Origin of the sequence: Cellulomonas sp. WB94, from assembly GCF_003115775.1 — a bacterium.
Classification (GTDB): Bacteria; Actinomycetota; Actinomycetes; order Actinomycetales; family Cellulomonadaceae; genus Cellulomonas_A.
On record NZ_QEES01000002.1, the window covers coordinates 2459927 to 2477250 of the forward strand.

The following is a 17324-nucleotide window of genomic DNA, read 5'->3' on the forward strand; positions in this document are numbered from 1 at the left end:
GGCGTCGGACCTCCCGGCCGTCAGGCTCACACCGACCCGGCGGGCGCGGCGGCCGGGTCGACGACGAGCCAGTAGAACTCGCGCGACCCCAGCGTGAACTGCATCGTGCCGTCCGGTCCGACCGGTGGGAACGGTGCCCCGCCGAAGACGTCGTGCAGCTGGGCGCCCGCGTGCCCCGGCAGGCGCACGCTGGCCGCCCGGGACGTCGCTGCCATGTTCGCGACCACGAGGATCGTCTCGTCCGCCGTGTACCGCCGGAACGCGAGGATCGCGTCGTTGGACGTGGGCAGCACCTCGAAGTCGCCGCGCCCGAGGGCGGGATGACGACGCCGCACCGTGAGCATGCCGTGGACCCAGTGCAGCAAGGACGTCGGCTGCGCGAGCTGCGCCTCGACGTTGACGTGGCCGTAGTGGTGCACGAGCGACTGCACCAGCGGGAGGTACAGCTTGCCGGGGTCCGCCGTGGAGAACCCTGCGTTGCGGTCGGGGGTCCACTGCATCGGCGTGCGGACGGCGTCGCGGTCCGCGAGCCAGATGTTGTCACCCATGCCGATCTCGTCGCCGTAGTACAGGCACGGGCTCCCTGGCAACGACAGCAGCAGCGCATGGAGGAGCTCGAGCTCCTTGCGGGAGTTGTCGAGGAGCGTCGCGAGGCGGCGGCGGATCCCGACGTTGGCCCGCATGCGAGAGTCGGGCGCGAACCAGCCGTACATCGACGCGCGTTCCTCGGTCGAGACCATCTCGAGCGTCAGCTCGTCGTGGTTGCGCAGGAACGTGCTCCACTGCGCGCCCCGGGGGATCGGCGGGGTGTCCGCCAAGATGTCGACGATCGGCGCCGCCCGCTGGTCACGGACCGCGTAGTAGAGGCGCGGCATGACCGGGAAGTGGAAGCACATGTGGCACTCGGGCTCGGCCTCGGTGCCGAAGTAGTGCACGACGTCCTCAGGCCACTGGTTCGCCTCGGCGAGCATGATGCGGCCCGGGAACTCGGCGTCGATCATCGCCCGGAGGCGGCGAAGGAACCCGTGCGTCTCGGGGAGGTTCTCGCAGTTCGTGCCCTCGGCCTCGAACAGGTACGGCACCGCGTCGAGCCGGAACCCGTCGACGCCGAGCTGCATCCAGAACCGCACGACGTCGAACATCGCCTCACCGACGCGCGGGTTCTCGAAGTTGAGGTCGGGCTGGTGGTTGAAGAACCTGTGCCAGTAGTACTGCCGTCGCACCGCGTCGAACGTCCAGTTGGAGGTCTCGGTGTCGACGAAGATGATCCGGGCGTCCGCGTAGCGGGTCGCGTCGTCGCTCCACACGTAGAAGTCGCCGTACGGCCCCTCCGGGTCCGACCGGGACGCCTGGAACCACGGGTGGGCGTCGCTCGTGTGGTTCATGACCACGTCGACGACGACACGGATGCCGCGCTCGTGCGCTGCGGCGACGAGCTCGGTGAAGTCGGCGACGCTCCCGTACTGGCCCGCGATCGAGGTGTAGTCCGAGACGTCGTACCCGCCGTCGCGCAGCGGCGAGGGGTAGAACGGCGGCAGCCAGAGGCAGTCGATGCCGAGCCACTGCAGGTAGTCGAGGCGGGCGATGAGACCCTGCAGGTCGCCGCTGCCGATCCCCGACGAGTCGGAGAAGGACCGGATCATCACCTCGTAGAAGACCGCCGACCGGTACCACTCCGGGTCATCGGAGAGCCCCGGGCGCAACGGGTCGCCCGACGGGTGTGCTGGTGGGACGGGCTGACGGTGCTTGGGGAGCGCTGCGAGCGCGAGCTGGCCGGTCGCGGTCGAGACTCCGCCGAAGGCCGCCGGCACCACCGGGGTGGGCTGCGTGCCGGGGCTCATCTGGGGCCGATCTGCACGACGTGCGCACAGCGCACGACGGGGTCGAGGCTCACGAACACGTCGGACTCCCACGTGTACGTCTCGTCGGACAGCACGTCGTGCGCGATGACCGTTGCGTCGGGTTCGAGGCCCAGGGCGGCGAGGTCGAGGTGGACGGTACCGGTGTGCCCGGCGTGCGGGTCGAGGTTCACGACGACGACCACGACGTCCTCGGCGCCCGTCGGGGAGTGCTCGGCGTCCAGGCGGCGCGAGAAGCACAGCAGCGCGTCGTCAGTGGTCGGGTGCACCGTGAGGTTGCGCAGCTGGCGCAGCGCAGGGTGCGCCCGCCGGATCTCGTTGAGCCGCTGCAGCAGCGTCGCGATGCCGAGGTCGTCGCCGAGGGACCAGTCGCGCGGTCGGAACTCGTACTTCTCGTTGTCGATCTGCTCCTCGACACCGGGTCGCGGCACGTTCTCGACGAGCTCGTAGCCGGAGTAGATGCCCCACGTCGGCGCGCCCAGCGCGGCGAGGACCGCTCGCACGGCGAAGCCCGCGACCCCGCCGCTCTGCAGGTGCGGCGGGAGGATGTCGTGCGTCGTCGGCCAGAAGCTCGGGCGCAGCCAGGACCCCTGCTCGCCTGAGACCTCGCTGAGGTACTCCTCGAGCTCGACCTTCGTCGTGCGCCACGTGAAGTACGTGTACGACTGGTGGAAGCCGATGCGGGCGAGCGCCATCATCATGGCGGGCCGGGTGAACGCCTCGGACAGGAAGATGACGTCCGGGTGTGCCGCGCGCACGTCGGCGAGCAGCCGCTCCCAGAACGGCAGCGGCTTGGTGTGCGGGTTGTCGACGCGGAACGCCGTGACGCCGTGGTCGATCCAGACCTGCAGGACCCGCCGGATCTCCGCGTAGATGCCCTCGGGGTCGTTGTCGAAGTTCAGGGGGTAGATGTCCTGGTACTTCTTCGGGGGGTTCTCGGCGTAGGCGATCGTGCCGTCCGCGCGGGTCGTGAACCACTCGGGGTGGCTCGTGACCCAGGGGTGGTCCGGCGAGCACTGCAGCGCGAGGTCGAGCGCGATCTCGAGGTCCAGCCGTCGGGCCTCGGCGACGAAGGCGTCGAAGTCGTCGAACGTGCCCAACGACGGCTCGATCGCGTCATGCCCGCCGTCCGGCGAACCGATCGCGTAGGGCGAGCCGGGGTCACCGGGCACCGCGTCCAACGAGTTGTTGCGGCCCTTGCGATAGGTCGTCCCGATCGGATGGATCGGCGTGAGGTAGACGACGTCGAACCCGAGCCCGGCGATGCGCGGCAGGTCGAGCGCAGCGGTGGCCAGGGTGCCGGACGTCCACGTGCCCGTCGACGGGTCGTGCCGGGCGCCCACGGACCGGGGGAACATCTCGTACCAGGCACCCGCGAGAGCGAGCGGACGGTCGACGACGAGCGGGTAGGTCGAGGACGCGCTCACCAGGTCGCGCACCGGGTGGGCGTCGAGGGCGGACCGGACAGGCGTCGAGAGCGCGGCGGCGAGCCGTACCTCGTGCGGTCGCGAGACGTCGCGCAGCGCGCGGGCCGCGTCGGTGAGCACTGTCGCGTCGTCGGCCGGTGCGTCCGCTGCGGCGCGCTCGAGCAGCAGGGCGCCCTCGGTGAGCATCAGCTCGACATCGATCCCCGCGGGGACCTTGATCTTCGCGTCGTGGCTCCAGGTCCCGTAGGGGTCGGACCAGCCCTCGACGCGCAGGCCCCAGGCGCCGGGGGCGTCGGGCACGAGCCGGGCCTCCAGCCGGTCGAGGCCGGGCGCGACGTCGACCATGCGTGCGCTCGAGCGGTCGACCCCGTCGGGGCCGACCAGGACGGCCGTCGCGCCGACCGCGTCATGGCCCTCGCGGAACACGGTGGCGCGCACGGGGACGGCCTCCCCGACGACGGCCTTCGCGGGCCAGCGACCGGCCTCCACGACCGGCGAGACGTCGACCACGGGGATGCGACCGATCCGCGGTCCGACCGGCCCGAAGGCGGCTTTGCGGCGACCCTGCCCGGCCTCGGGGGCGGTGGCCACGGCGGGTGCCGCGTCGTCCCTGGCCGCGGCGAGCGTGGGAGGTGCGGGACGAGGCTTCTCGGGCGGCACAGGGAATGACGTGGTCACGGTCCGAACCTATCCACACGTCGTGCCCCTGGTCATCTGCTGGGCCCGATCGGTCGGCCGTGTCTACCCTGGGCGGTCAGTTCGCGCGGTTTGCGAGGTCACGCGCTCACGGGCTCACGGGCTCACGCGCGCAGGTCCGCGGCGAGCGCACGCCCTGCGGTCCGGCCCGAGAACAGGCAGCCGCCGAGGAACGTCCCCTCGAGAGCGCGGTGGCCGTGCACCCCGCCGCCACCGAAGCCCGCAGCCTCGCCGACCGCGTACAGGCCGGTCAGCACCGATCCGTCCGGGCGCAGCACGCGCGCCTGGGTGTCGGTCAACAGCCCACCGAGCGTCTTGCGGGTCAGCACGGACAGGCGGATGGCGAGCAGAGGTCCGTGCTTGGGGTCGAGCAGCTCGTGGGGAGGGGCGACGCGGATGAGGCGGTCGACGACGTAGCGGCGCGCCATGGCGGTCGCGCCGACCTGGAGGTCCTTGCCCAGGCCGGTCGCGACCTGTGCGTCGCGCAGCTCGATCGTGCGCGTGAGCCGAGCGCCGTCGATGCGGTCGCTGCCGGACAGCGCGTTCATGCGCGCGGCGAGCTCGGCTGGCGTGTCGGCCCACAGGAACTCCGGCGACTGGGCGGCGAACGCCTCGACCGGGCCGACCGCTCCTGGCAGCGCCCGCTGGAGCAGCAGGCGGAGGTCCTTGCCCGTGAGGTCCGGGTTCTGCTCCGAGCCCGACAGCGCGAGCTCGGCGCCCAGGATCGTCTTGTCGAGGACGAACCACGAGTGGTCGTCGCCGCGTCGGGTGAGGTGCCGCAGCGCCCCGAGCGCGTCGAAGCCGGGGAACAGCGGCACCGGGAGGCGTTCGCCGTCCGCGTCGAGCCACAGCGAGCTGGGGCCGGCCAGGATCCGGATGCCGTGCCGGTTCCAGACGGGCGAGTGGTTCGTGATGCCCTCGGGGTAGTGCCACATGCGGTCCGCGTGCACGACGGCGCCACCCGCGACGCGCGCGAGGTCGATCCCGGAGCCGTCCACGTGGTCCGGGACGCCCGAGAGCATCCGACCGGGCAGCGTGCCGGCCTCGGCGGGCCAGGACGACCGCACGAGCTCGTGGTTCGCGCCGATGCCGCCGGTCGCGACGACGACGGCGTGCGCCGACACCTCGAACGCGCCGACGACGGCCCGTGAGGAGGGCGCGCCGCGCTGGGCACCGTCGCGTGCGAGGACGTCGCCGCGCACCCCCGTGACTCGACCGTCAGTCAGCACCAGCTCGGTCGCACGGTGCCGGAACCGGACGTCGACCAGGCCGTCGCGGTGCGCCGAGAGCAGCGGGCGGACGAACGGCTCGAGCAGCCCTGGTCCGGTTCCCCACGTGACGTGGAAGCGCGGCACGGAGTTGCCGTGGCCGTCCGCGAGGTACCCGCCCCGCTCGGCCCACTGCACGAGCGGGAACCAGCGCACCCCCTGCGCGTGCAGCCAGCCTCGGAGGTCGCCGGCCGCGAAGTCAACGAACCCCTCGGCCCAGGCGCGCGACCAGCGGTCGACCTCGCCCGCCCCGAAGTCGGCCGAGCCGAGCCAGTCCGCCAGGGCGAGCTCGGCCGAGTCCTTGATGCCGAGTCGTCGCTGCTCGGGGGAGTCGACGAGGAAGAGGCCGCCGAAGGACCACCAGGCCTGGCCGCCGAGGCTCGCGGGGGGCTCGGCGTCGAGCAGGACGACCCGATGGCCGGCCGCGGTGAGCTCGGCGGTCGCGACGAGCCCGGCAAGGCCCGCTCCCAGGACGACGACGTCGGTGTCGGTCATGGCGGGAGACTAGCCCCGCGACGACTGCCGGCGTCAGACCGCGACGTAGACGCGCAGCGTGAGCGGCTCGACGACGACCCGGTCACCCGTGACCGGGGGCAGCGAGCCGTTGAGCTCCGTGTAGCGCTCGTCGGGGTGCTCCCATGCGGAGTCCCACGCCAGCTCCCACCGGGTCGGCCGGTCGTCGCCCAGCGCCACGTCGACCGGGTCGAGCGAGCCGTTGATGACGAGCAGCACCGTCGACGTGTCGTCGGGGCCCGGGCCGGTCGGCGTGGACCGCACCATCTGCAAGGTCCGGGTCGCCGGGTCGTGCCAGCGTGCGTGGTCGAACGCGACGCCGTCCGCCCCGTACCAGGCCAGGTCGGGCCGTGCTCCGGGTGCGTGGGCCGCGCCGGTGAAGAACTCGCTCGTGCGCAGGGCGGCGTGCTCGCGACGCAGGCCCAGCAGGTACCGCGCGGTCTCGAGGAGGTCGGAGCGCCACGGCGACAGATCCCACCGCACCCACGAGAGCTCGTTGTCCTGGCAGTAGGCGTTGTTGTTGCCGCGCTGCGTCCGGCCGATCTCGTCGCCCGCCGTGATCAAGGGTGTCCCTGCGGACAGGACGAGCGTGGCGAAGAGGTTGCGGATCGAGCGGCGACGCAGCGGCACGATGTCCGCGCCCGGGGTGTCGACCGTGAGCGGACCCTCGATGCCGTGGTTCCAGGACCGGTTGTCGTCCGCGCCGTCGCGGTTCTGCTCGCCGTTGGCCGCGTTGTGCTTGTGCTCGAACGCGACCAGGTCGGCCAGCGTGAACCCGTCGTGCGCCGTCACGTAGTTGACCGACGCCGACGGGGTCCGGATCAGCTGGGGGTCGCTAGGCCCGAACAGGTCGACAGAGCCCGCGAGCCGCGTCGCGAGCTCCCGGACACGGTGACCCGGCAGCCCGTGCGCCGCACGGCTCGGCTCCGCGAGCCAGAACGAGCGCACCGCGTTACGGAACCGGTCGTTCCACTCGGCCATCGGCGGCGGGAACTGACCCGTCTGCCAGCCGCCCGGACCCACGTCCCACGGCTCGGCGACGAGCTTGAGGCCGTGCAGGTGCGGGTCGGTCGCGAGCGCGGTGAGGAAGGCGTGGTTGGGGTCGAACCCGTCGTGCGCGCGGCCGAGCGTCACGGCGAGGTCGAACCGGAAACCGTCGACACCGACCTCGTCGGCCCAGTAGCGCAGCGAGTCCATCGCGAGCCGGACGACCTCGCGACGCCGGAAGTCGAGGGTGTTGCCGGTCCCTGTCACGTCGGCGAGCGTCGCCGGGTAGCCGCCGTCGTGCCGGTAGTACAGGGAGCCGTCGAGCCCGCGCAGGCTGAGGTGCTGGCCCGGGAGGCCCCCCTCGCAGGTGTGGTTGTAGACGACGTCGAGGATGACCTCGATCCCGGCCTCGTGCAGCGCGTGCACGGCTGCCCGGATCTCGTCGAGGACCGCGGCGGGTCCGGCCTCGCGGGCCTGGGCGGTGGCGTACGGCGCGTGCGGCGCGAAGAAGCCGAGGGTGCTGTAGCCCCAGTAGTTGACGAGTCCCTTGGCGATCAGGTGCGGCTCGGACGCGAACGCGTGGATCGGCAGCAGCTCGAGGGTCGTCACGCCGAGCGAGCTCAGGTGGTCGATCGTCGCGGGGTGCGCGAGGCCAGCGTAGGTGCCGCGCAGCTCCTCAGGAACGGCGTCGAGGCACTGTGTCAGACCGCGCACATGGGCCTCGTAGATGACCGTGTGCTCCCACGCGACGTGGGGTCGGTTGCACGCGGGACGCAGCTGCTCGCCGTTGCCACCTCGAGGGTCGACCACGACAGCGTGCGCCGTGAACGGCAGCGAGTCCCGCTCGTCGGCCGGCCCGTAGGGGTCGCCTACGAGGTCGTCGTCCACGACCTGGCCGTACGTCTCAGGTGTGTAGGTGACCTCCCCGGCCAGCCCGCGCGCGTACGGGTCGACCAGAAGCTTCGCGGGGTTGTAGCGCATCCCGGCGGCCGGGTCCCAGGCGCCGTGTGCGCGGAAGCCGTAGCGCTGGCCCGGGCGCACGCCGTCGACCCACGCCCAGAAGACGCCCAGTCGCGGACCGTCGAGCGGGATCCTGCGCTCGCTCCACCCGGTCGCGGAGCGCGGGTCGGGGTCGATCAGGCAGAGCTCCACGGCGTCCGCATGCGAGGCGAGCACCGCGACGCTGACGCCCTCGGCGGTGACATGGACCCCGAGGGGCGGGGTCGGGCGGGTCCGAGGGCGGGGGCTCACGACTCCTAGTGTGGCGCTCCTGAGCGCCGAATCGGGCATGACGCGGCATGACTGAGGCCGAGGTCACGTCGCGACACGGCCGCGGACGTCCCAGCTGCCGACACCGCGGCAGCCCCTGTGCCCCGGGACGGTAACGTTCCGCGGGTGAGAATCGTCGTGCTGGTCAAGCATGTCCCGGACATCCAGTCGGAGCGCGCGCTCGGTCCCGACGGGCGCGTGGTGCGCGACGGCGGCGACGGCACGATCAACGAGCTCGACGAGAACGCGGTCGAGGCCGCCCTCCTGCTCGTCGAGCAGCACGGTGGCGAGGTCGTCGCGCTGACGGTCGGCCCCGCGGACGCGGTCGACGCGGTCCGCCGCGCCCTGCAGCTCGGAGCGGACGCGGGAGTGCACGTCCTCGACGACGCGATCGCCGGCTCCGACGTCTTCGGCACGGTCGCCGTGCTCGCCGCCGCCGTCCGACGCCTCGGTGCCGAGACGCCCGTCGACCTCGTGGTCACCGGCATGGCGGGGCTCGACGGGCTGACGTCGCTCGTCCCCGCGGCGCTCGCGGCCGAGCTCGACCTGCCGCAGCTCACGCTCGCGAGCGAGCTCACGGTCGACGCCACGGAGTCGGGGTGGACCGCCCGCGTGCGTCGCGACCTGGACCATGCCACCGAGGTGCTCGAGGCCACCCTCCCGGCGCTCGTGTCGGTGACCGACCAGGCCAACGAGCCCCGCTACCCGAACTTCAAGGGCATCATGGCCGCCCGCAAGAAGCCGGTCGAGGTCCTCGCGCTCGCTGACCTCGGCGTGGGTGCGACCACCGTGGGCGACGCCGGTGCGCGCACCGAGGTCGTCGACGCCGCTCGGCGCCCCACGCGCGAGAACCGCATCCTCGTGACCGACGACGGCGACGCCGGGCTCCGGCTCGCTGCGTACCTCGTCGAGAACAAGCTCGTCTGAGCCCGCAGACCGTGACCGAAGGACGAACGACGATGACGACCCCCGTGACCGGACCCGTGCTGGTCCTGCTCGACCACGCCGCCGACGGCGGGCTGCGCCAGCCCGTGCTCGAGCTGCTCACGGCTGCCCGCGCGCTCGGCACCGTGCACGGTGCCTGGACCGCCGACGCTGACGGGTCCGACCCGGACGCGCGGACGCTGGAGCTGCTCGGCACCTACGGCGTCGAGACCGTGCACCGGCTGGACGTCGGCGATGCGGACGTCCGGCTGACCCCGGTCCTCGCTCAGGGGCTCACGGCTCTCGTGCAGAGCGCGGGGGCCTCGGTGCTGCTGCTCACGTCGTCGTTCGAGAACAAGGAGGTCGCTGCGCGCGTCGGCCTCGCCACGGGTGCGGGCGTCGTCGTGGACGCGTCGGCGGTCGAGGTCGCGGACGACCGCGTCGTGGCCGCGAAGACCGTGTTCGCGGGGACGTGGAACACGCGCTGCGCGGTTCGCACGCCCCTCGCGGTCATCGCGCTCAAGGCGGGCTCGGTGCAGGCCGAGCCTGCCGCCGAGCGCGTGACGGCAACGGTCGTCGCACAGGCCGTCACCGTGGACGACGGCGCACGGCGGGTGCGGGTGACCGAGCACACCGAGCGCGCCGCCTCCACGCGTCCGGACCTCGCGGCGGCCCAGGTCGTCGTGGTCGGTGGCCGCGGCACGAACGGGGACTTCGCGCTGCTCGAGGAGCTCGCAGACGTGCTCGGTGGAGCGGTCGGTGCCACGCGCGTCGCGACGGACGAGGGGTGGATCGGTCACGACGCCCAGATCGGTCAGACCGGCGTGACGGTCGCCCCCCAGCTGTACATCGGCGCCGGGGTCTCGGGTGCGGTGCACCACCGTGGCGGGATGCAGTCTGCCGGAACCATCGTGGCGATCAACAACGACCCGGAGGCGCCGATCTTCGAGATCGCCGACTTCGGCATCGTCGGTGACCTGTTCACGGTCCTGCCGCAGGCGACCGCGGAGCTGCGCCGCCTCAAGGGCTGACCGGCTCGCGGGCCCGTGCGGGCGCCGCGCGGGCTCAGGCGAGCTCGCGCAGCCACTCCAGCGCGGCGGCGGCCTGCGCGCGCTGGAACCGGCGCAGGTTGGGGATCCCCACCGGTGCCGGCAGCACCGAGCTCGCGGTCAGGAACCCCGTCAGCCCCGCAAGGGCGGCCCGGAGGTCCTGCGGAGGGACCCCGTCGGAGACGGGGTGGGACCAGAAGTGCGTCTGCGGCTCGCCACCGCCCTGCATCGCGACGCTCGGCAGCATGAAGGCCAGGTCGAGCCACGGGGCGCCGATGCTGGCGTGCGGCCAGTCGATGAGCGTGACCCGGTGGTGGTCGGGATCGATCATCGCGTTGTCGGCGCGCAGGTCGCCGTGGACGAGTGCGCGTCCGGTGCAGACGCGCAGCGAGTCCTCCTCCCACAGGATGAGGTGGTCGATGTTGGCCTGCGCCCAGGCGCCGATCTCTCCCGACCTCGCCACGAGCGCGTCGATCTCGTCGGCGGGCCGCTGCTGCAGCCTGCGCCAACCGGTGAAGTCGCCGGCCAGCTTGACGTCGGTCCGCGGCAGGTCGTGCCCGGGCAGCGGCTCGGCGTCGGCCAGCGGGATGAGGGCGTCGAGGACCAGCTGCAGCTCGTCGGGCCGCCACGGCATCTCGGGCGGGCGACCGTGCGCGACCTCGAAACCGAGGATCACCCACTCGCCGTCGTCGTGCCACCAGTACAGCCGCGGGGCGGGCACCTGCGGGGGGAGCGCGGCCGCGACCCGGATCTCGGCGCGCGCGAGGTCCGGGGACTCCGGGTTCTGCTCGGGAGAGACGGCCTTGACGAACACGCCGCGGCCGTCGGTGAGCTCGAGGATCGCCGCGAAACCGGGGCTGAAGCCCGAGTTGGCGCTCGACTCGGCGGTCACGCGGGCACCGGCGAGCGTCGAGATCCGGTTGCGGACGGCGCGGGGGAGATCAGCCCAGCCCAGCCGCTGGCCACTGAAGGCGAGCGGGGGTGCGCTGGCGTCGTCGGCACTCACGGACCCATAGTGCCAGCGTCGTTCGTAGAATCGTCAGCGTGACCACATATCTGGACCACGCGGCGACCACGCCGATGCTCCCCGAGGCGGCACGGGCCCTGGCGGAGCAGCTGGTCCGGACCGGCAACCCCTCGTCGTTGCACACCTCGGGGCGGGCGGCCCGTCGCGTCGTCGAGGAGTCCCGCGAGCAGATCGCGGCGACGCTGGGTGCCCGCCCGAGCGAGGTCATCTTCACCGGCGGGGGTACCGAGGCCGACAACCTTGCGGTCAAGGGGCTGTTCTGGGCGCGCCGGAGGCAGGACCCCGCCCGGATGCGCATCCTCGTCTCCGCGGTCGAGCACCACGCGGTCATCGACCCTGCGTTCTGGATGGCCGCGCACGCCGGCGCCGAGATCGTGCTGCTGCCCGTCGACCAGGACGGTGTCGTGCGCCCCGACGCGCTGGCTGCCGAGCTCGAGGCGCACGGCGAGCAGGCCGCGCTGATCTCCGTCATGTGGGCGAACAACGAGGTGGGCGCGCTGCAGCCGCTCGATGACGTCGTCGCTCTGGCGCGCCGCTACGGCGTCCCGGTGCACGCCGATGCGGTGCAGGCCGTCGGTCAGCTGCCGGTCGACTTCGCGGCGTCGGGCCTCGACGCGCTGACCGTGAGCGGCCACAAGGTCGGGGGACCGGGCGGCATCGGTGCGCTCGTCGCTCGTCGTGGCCTCGAGCTGACCCCCGTCCTGCACGGCGGCGGCCAGGAGCGCGGGGTCCGCTCGGGCACCCTGGCCGTCCCCCTCATCGCGTCGATGGCAGTCGCGCTCGAGGCAGCGGTCGCGGACCAGCCCGCCTACGCCGTCCGCGTCGGTGCGTTGCGCGACCAGCTCGTCGCCGCTGTGCGTCACGTGGCTCCCGACGCCGTGCTGCGGGGGCCGGCGGACCTGGCCCGGCGACTGCCGGCCAACGCCCACTTCACGTTCCCGGGGTGCGAGGGCGACTCGCTGCTGTACCTGCTCGACTCGGCAGGGATCGAGTGCTCGACGGGGTCGGCGTGCCAGGCCGGCGTGCCGCAGCCGAGCCACGTCCTGCTCGCGATGGGGCTCGACGAGGTGGACGCGCGCGGTGCGCTGCGGTTCTCGCTCGGTCGCACCTCGACGGCGTCCGACGTCGACGCGCTCGCATCCGCGCTTCCCGGCGTGGTCGACCGGGCGCGGGCCGCCGGGCTCGCCGGTGCCGCCCACTCGTCGGGCGGGGCCGCCTGATGCGCGTCCTCGCGGCCATGTCCGGCGGCGTCGACTCCGCCGTCGCGGCCGCCCGGGCCGTCGACGCGGGCCATGACGTGGTCGGCGTCCACATGGCGCTGTCGCGCAACCGGGACCAGTTCCGGACCGGCTCGCGCGGGTGCTGCTCGATCGAGGACGCGGGTGACGCCCGCCGCGCGGCGGACGTCATCGGGATCCCGTACTACGTGTGGGACCTGTCCGAGCGCTTCGAGGAGACGGTCGTGGCCGACTTCCTCGCCGAGTACGCCGCGGGTCGCACCCCGAACCCGTGCGTGCGGTGCAATGAGCACATCAAGTTCGAGGCGTTGCTCGACAAGGCGGTCGCGCTCGGCTTCGACGCCGTGTGCACCGGTCACTACGCGCGCATCGTCAGGTCCGACGGTGCCCCACCGGAGCTGCACAGGGCGCGCGACGCCGCGAAGGACCAGTCGTACGTGCTGGCCGTCATGGGCCCCGAGCGGCTGGCCCGCGCGATGTTCCCGCTCGGCGACGCGACGTCCAAGGACGAGGTCCGTGCCGAGGCGGCGGAGCGCGGGCTGTCGGTGTCGGCCAAGCCGGACTCGTACGACATCTGCTTCGTCGCGGACGGCGACACCCGCGGCTTCCTCCGGGACCGCCTCGGCTCCCAGCCGGGACCGATCGTCGACGCTGCGGGTGAGGTCCTGGGCACGCACGACGGCACCTACGGCTACACGATCGGTCAGCGCAAGGGCCTGGCGATCGGCCGACCGGCCGCCGACGGCAAGCCCCGGTACGTCCTGTCGATCGAGCCCGTGACCAGCACCGTCGTGGTCGGCTCGGCGGACGACCTCGACGTCGGGCTCATCCGCGCCGGGTCCGGCGTGTGGTTCGCGGGCGACCATGCCGACGGCGACTGGTTCGACTGCGCGGTGCAGGTCCGGGCGCACGGCGAGGCCGTCGCCGTCCGCGCACGGGCGCTGCGCGACGGTGGGATCGAGGTCGACGTCACGGCAGGCTCCTACCGGCTGCAGGGGGTCGCAGCCGGCCAGTCGCTGGTCCTGTACGACGACTCGCAGGTCCTGGCACAGGCCACCGTCGACGCGACGACCCCCGCCGTGCGCGCGTGATCGCGGTCTCGGGTTCCGGCCCGTGGCCCGGCACCGACGTCCTCGAGGCGCAGAACGTGGTGATGGGAGCTCTCGCCGAGACACCCGACGGGATCACCGGCATCCCGTTCGCCGTGCGGCTGGCTGCGCGTGGTCCGGCGGCGGACGCGACAGGCTCGACCGCGGCACTTCTCCTCGACCTGCCCGTCGAGCTCGGCGTGCACGGCTGGAAGCTGGCGGACCGGCCCGGCCGCGACCAGGCCCGGGCCCTTTCGCTGCGGCGCGAGGACCTGGACGCGCTCGCAGTCGCTGCGCACGGCTATGTGGGCCCGCTGCTCGTCCCGGTCACGGGCCCGCTCACCCTGGCTGCGTCGCTGTACCTCGCGCGCGGCGACCGCGTCGTGGCCGACCGGGGCGCTGTGGCCGAGCTCGCCGAGTCGCTCGGCGCCGGGATCGGCCAGCACGTCGAGGCTGTGCGGCGTGCGGTGCCGGGAGCCGAGGTCACGCTTCTGCTCGACGAGCCGCTGCTGGCGCAGGTGGTCGCGGGTGCGCTGCCGAGCTTCTCCGGGTACTCAGCGCTGCGCCCGGTGGAGGCGCAGGTCGCGGCTGAACGGATCGGCACTGTCGTGAGCGCGGCTCGAGCCGCGGGTGCGGTACGTGTCGTCGTCCACGGAGGTGCGGCGCTGCTGGCGATCGCGCCTGTCGTCGGCTCGGGTGCCGACGCGCTCGCCCTCGACGTGACGGGGTTCTCGGATCGCGGGTGGGAGCGCCTTGCCGAGGCCCGTGAGCGGGGCACCGGACTCTGGTTCGAGCTGCCCCCGCAGACGACCGCCGGTCGCTCCGGCCCGGACGTCCCGGCGCAGGCCGACCTCGTCGTGGCACCCTGGCGTCGCGTCGGGCTCACGCTCGCGGGCCTCGCGAGCATCGTGCTGCTCGGGCGGGCGCCGTCCGCGGAGGCCACCCCCGACGAGGCCCGCGCGGAGCTCGCCGGGGTGGTGCGTGCGGCGCTCGTCGTCGCCGAACGAGCGGAAGGCTGACCAGTCCCATGGCACGTCCCGTCGAAGGTTCTCCCAGGCGCGCGCTCGTGCTCCTCGTCGCCTCGGGCGTCGCGCTCGCGGGCATCATCACCCTGGTCGTCGTCTGGCTCGGGATCGGCGTGACCGCTCTCGACGCCGGGCGGGTCCAGACCGAGCCGTGCCTCGTCGCCTACCAGGCCGGGACCCACGACGCGGCCGTCCACTACACGGCCTTCCCGGCTCGGTCGGTGTGCACCTGGACCGTCGACGGCGCCCCGCGCGAGGTCGTCGTGGCGAGCGCAGCGCCCGCCGTCGTGGCGGGCGGGCTCACCGCGGCTGTGCTCGGCGGAGCGGCCGTCGTGGTCGTCGGGGTTCTCGGCCGGCGACGCTAGTCGGTCGGTCGGACGGGTCCGTCGTTCGGATGGCTCAGCCGCGCCCCGCGACCGGGGTGGCGTGCCAGATGCGGTCCAGGTAGTCGCGGATGCTGCGGTCCGAGGAGAAGAAGCCGCTGCGTGCGACGTTGAGGACGGCGGATCGCGTCCACGCGTCCGGGTCCGCGTAGGCCGTGTCGACCCGCGCCTGCGCATCGAGGTACGCCTGGTAGTCGGCGAGGACGAGGAACCTGTCCTGGTTCAGGAGGTTCGCGACGATCGGCTCGAACTCGCGGGCGTTGCCGCCGGAGAACGTCCCCGACGCGATGAGGTCGAGGGCGCTCCGGAGCGAGGTGTTCTGCTCGTAGTACGACGACGGGCGGTAGCCCGACGACACGAGGTCGGCGACCAGGGGCTCGGTGAGCCCGAAGAGGAAGAAGTTGTCGTCCCCGACGAGGTCGCGGATCTCGACGTTCGCGCCATCGAGCGTGCCGATGGTCAGGGCGCCGTTCAGCGCGAACTTCATGTTCCCCGTCCCCGAGGCCTCCTTGCCGGCGAGCGAGATCTGCTCGGACAGGTCGGCGGCGGGGATCAGCGTCTCGGCGAGCGTGACGTTGTAGTTCGCCGGGAACGCGACCTGCAGGCGACCCTCGAGCGCCGGGTCGGAGTTGACCGTCCGGCCGACCGCGTTGATGAGCGCGATGATCTCCTTGGCCATGCGGTAGCCGGGTGCCGCCTTGGCGCCGAACACGAAGGCGCGCGGCGTGACGTCGGCGATCGCGACCTCGCCCGACGTCACCTGGTCGTAGAGCGTGACGATGTGCAGCACCTTGAGCATCTGGCGCTTGTACTCGTGCAGCCGCTTGACCATCACGTCGAGCATCGCGTCCGTCGAGATCTCGATGCCGTCGCGCACCTGGAGGAGGTCGACGAGCCGGGACTTGTTCGCGGCCTTGACCTCGCGGAAGCGGCGCCGGAACTCGGGGTCGTCGGCAAGGGGCTCGAGGCCCTTGAGCTTGTCGAGGTCGGTGACCCACCCTTCGCCGACCGCCTCCGTCAGGAGACCCGAGAGGCCGGGGTTCGACATCCGGACGAACCGGCGCGGCGTGACGCCGTTGGTGACGTTCGTGAACTTCTCCGGCATGAGCGCGGAGAAGTCGGCGAGCACCTTGTCGCGAAGGAGCTGGCTGTGCAGGGCTGCGACACCGTTCACCTTGAGGCTGCCGACCGTGGCGAGGAAGGCCATCCGGACCGCGCGCTCGGGGTGCTCCTGGACGATGGACATGCGCCGTGCGCGCAGCTCGTCGTGGGGGTGCGCCGCACGGACGCGGGCGAGGAACTCGTCGTTGATGCGGTAGATGATCTCGAGGTGGCGCGGCAGCAGCCGGCCGATCAGCTCGACGGGCCACACCTCGAGCGCCTCGGGCAGCAGGGTGTGGCACGTGTAGGCGAAGCAACGCTGCGCGATCGCCCAGGCCTCGTCCCATCCGAAGCGTCGCTCGTCGACCAGCACGCGCATCAGCTCGGGGATCGCGATCACCGGGTGGGTGTCGTTGAGCTGGAACGTGACCCGCTCGGGCAGACCGTGCAGGTCGAAGCCCTCCGGCAGGACCTCGTCCAGGAAGTTGCGCAGCGAGGCGGCCACGAAGAAGTACTGCTGCTGGAGCCGCAGCTCCTTGCCCTGCGGCGTCGAGTCCTCGGGGTAGAGCACCTTCGAGATGGTCTCGGCGGTGGTCTGCTCGAGGACTGCGCGGGCGTAGTCGCCCGAGTTGAAGATCTGCAGGTCGAACGCGCGGGTCGCCCGAGCGCTCCAGAGCCGCAGCGTGTTGACGTTGCCGTTCTTGTACCCAGGGACCATGTAGTTGTAGGGGATCGCCAGGACGCTGTGGCCGGACACCCAGCGCCTGCGCGTCACGCCGTCGTCATCCAGGTGGTCCTCGACCGACCCGCCGAAGTCCACCGTGACGGCGGACTCGGGGTGCGGGAACTCCCACGGCGATCCCATCTCGAGCCAGGAGTCGGGCTGCTCGACCTGGCGGCCGTCGACGAACGTCTGGCGGAAGATCCCGAACTCGTAGCGGATGCCGTAGGCGGTCGAGGGCACACCGAGCGTGGCGAGGGAGTCGATGAAGCAGGCGGCGAGCCGCCCGAGGCCGCCGTTGCCGAGGCCGGGCTCGACCTCGGCGTCGCGGAGCGTGGCGAGGTCGATGCCCAGGTCGCTGAGGGCCTTCTCGGCGACCTCCTCGAGGTCCGCGGCCAGCAGGGCGTTCTCGAGCTGGCGACCGAGCAGGTACTCGAGCGAGAGGTAGACGACGGACTTCGCCTGGGCGTCGCGCTGACGCTCGCGCGTCTCGAGCCAGCGTCCCGTGAGGAACTGCCGCACGGTGCGCGCCAGGGCCAGGTACTGGTCGTTGACGGACGAGGTCTCAAGGTTGACGCCCTGGCCGAACTTCAGCTCGCGAAGGAACGCCCACGTGGCGAAACCGACCGGGTTGTCCGCGTTGGCGCCGAACTCCATCTCGATAGTCATGGAGCGACTATAGGGAAGTCGGACACCGGATCGCGCCGACCGAGGTCCGTCGTGAAACCCCGGTGCCGCTCGCGCGCAGG

12 protein-coding genes are annotated in these 17324 nt (G+C 72.5%); 6 read left to right on the forward strand and 6 right to left on the reverse strand.

Features of this window, described 5'->3' with window-relative positions:
* Positions 1-26 precede the first annotated feature (26 nt).
* From treS to glgX, 4 genes are all read right to left on the reverse strand, one after another.
* The gene (gene treS / locus DDP54_RS12500) at positions 27-1841 is read right to left on the reverse strand and encodes a maltose alpha-D-glucosyltransferase (RefSeq protein ID WP_109132010.1); all 1815 of its coding nucleotides are present in this window, start codon (positions 1839-1841) and stop codon (positions 27-29) included.
* The gene (locus DDP54_RS12505; protein WP_242448466.1) at positions 1838-3811 is read right to left on the reverse strand and encodes an alpha-1,4-glucan--maltose-1-phosphate maltosyltransferase; all 1974 of its coding nucleotides are present in this window, start codon (positions 3809-3811) and stop codon (positions 1838-1840) included. The genes treS and DDP54_RS12505 overlap by 4 nt, the downstream gene beginning before the upstream one ends.
* A gap of 275 nt (positions 3812-4086) precedes the next feature.
* Positions 4087-5745, reverse strand: a complete 1659-nt coding sequence (locus DDP54_RS12510; protein ID WP_109132012.1) for an FAD-binding dehydrogenase — start codon at positions 5743-5745, stop codon at positions 4087-4089.
* Positions 5746-5778: 33 nt separating this feature from the next.
* A complete protein-coding gene (glgX, locus tag DDP54_RS12515) occupies positions 5779-8040 on the reverse strand; it encodes a glycogen debranching protein GlgX (protein WP_109132013.1) in 2262 nt (753 codons plus the stop codon).
* A gap of 105 nt (positions 8041-8145) precedes the next feature.
* On the opposite strand from glgX, the gene DDP54_RS12520 reads away from it, so the two are divergent.
* Together DDP54_RS12520 and DDP54_RS12525 are read left to right on the forward strand one after the other, a co-directional pair.
* The gene (locus tag DDP54_RS12520; protein WP_109132014.1) at positions 8146-8946 is read left to right on the forward strand and encodes an electron transfer flavoprotein subunit beta/FixA family protein; all 801 of its coding nucleotides are present in this window, start codon (positions 8146-8148) and stop codon (positions 8944-8946) included.
* A 32-nt stretch (positions 8947-8978) separates the two neighbouring features.
* A complete protein-coding gene (locus tag DDP54_RS12525; RefSeq protein WP_109132015.1) occupies positions 8979-9974 on the forward strand; it encodes an electron transfer flavoprotein subunit alpha/FixB family protein in 996 nt (331 codons plus the stop codon).
* 34 nt (positions 9975-10008) lie between these two features.
* Here DDP54_RS12525 and DDP54_RS12530 read toward each other — a convergent pair whose 3' ends face one another.
* Positions 10009-10998, reverse strand: a complete 990-nt coding sequence (locus tag DDP54_RS12530; RefSeq protein WP_109132016.1) for an aminoglycoside phosphotransferase family protein — start codon at positions 10996-10998, stop codon at positions 10009-10011.
* 38 nt (positions 10999-11036) lie between these two features.
* On the opposite strand from DDP54_RS12530, the gene DDP54_RS12535 reads away from it, so the two are divergent.
* From DDP54_RS12535 to DDP54_RS12550, 4 genes are read left to right on the forward strand one after another with little or no spacing between them, the layout of a single operon-like run.
* A complete protein-coding gene (locus DDP54_RS12535) occupies positions 11037-12239 on the forward strand; it encodes a cysteine desulfurase family protein (RefSeq protein ID WP_109132017.1) in 1203 nt (400 codons plus the stop codon).
* Positions 12239-13348 (forward strand): tRNA 2-thiouridine(34) synthase MnmA, encoded by a 1110-nt coding sequence (gene mnmA, locus DDP54_RS12540; RefSeq protein ID WP_109132018.1) that lies wholly within the window; start codon positions 12239-12241, stop codon positions 13346-13348. The genes DDP54_RS12535 and mnmA overlap by 1 nt, the downstream gene beginning before the upstream one ends.
* A complete protein-coding gene (locus DDP54_RS12545; RefSeq protein ID WP_109132019.1) occupies positions 13345-14364 on the forward strand; it encodes a hypothetical protein in 1020 nt (339 codons plus the stop codon). Before mnmA ends, DDP54_RS12545 begins: the two co-directional genes overlap by 4 nt.
* 8 nt (positions 14365-14372) lie before the next feature.
* A complete protein-coding gene (locus tag DDP54_RS12550) occupies positions 14373-14735 on the forward strand; it encodes a hypothetical protein (RefSeq protein ID WP_146192428.1) in 363 nt (120 codons plus the stop codon).
* A gap of 34 nt (positions 14736-14769) precedes the next feature.
* Here the strand turns inward: DDP54_RS12550 and DDP54_RS12555 are convergent, their stop codons facing one another.
* Positions 14770-17232: a glycogen/starch/alpha-glucan phosphorylase gene (locus DDP54_RS12555; protein ID WP_242448467.1), complete on the reverse strand. Its 2463-nt coding sequence runs from the start codon at positions 17230-17232 to the stop codon at positions 14770-14772.
* Positions 17233-17324 lie beyond the last annotated feature (92 nt).

Coding starts and splice junctions, on each gene's coding strand:
- DDP54_RS12555 (WP_242448467.1), bottom strand. CDS start 17,232: ATGGAGTTCGGCGCCAACGCGGACAACCCGGTCGGTTTCGCCACGTGG.
- DDP54_RS12550 (WP_146192428.1), top strand. CDS start 14,373: ATGGCACGTCCCGTCGAAGGTTCTCCCAGGCGCGCGCTCGTGCTCCTC.
- DDP54_RS12525 (WP_109132015.1), top strand. CDS start 8,979: ATGACGACCCCCGTGACCGGACCCGTGCTGGTCCTGCTCGACCACGCC.
- DDP54_RS12510 (WP_109132012.1), bottom strand. CDS start 5,745: ATGACCGACACCGACGTCGTCGTCCTGGGAGCGGGCCTTGCCGGGCTC.
- mnmA (WP_109132018.1), top strand. CDS start 12,239: ATGCGCGTCCTCGCGGCCATGTCCGGCGGCGTCGACTCCGCCGTCGCG.
- treS (WP_109132010.1), bottom strand. CDS start 1,841: ATGAGCCCCGGCACGCAGCCCACCCCGGTGGTGCCGGCGGCCTTCGGC.
- glgX (WP_109132013.1), bottom strand. CDS start 8,040: ATGCCCGATTCGGCGCTCAGGAGCGCCACACTAGGAGTCGTGAGCCCC.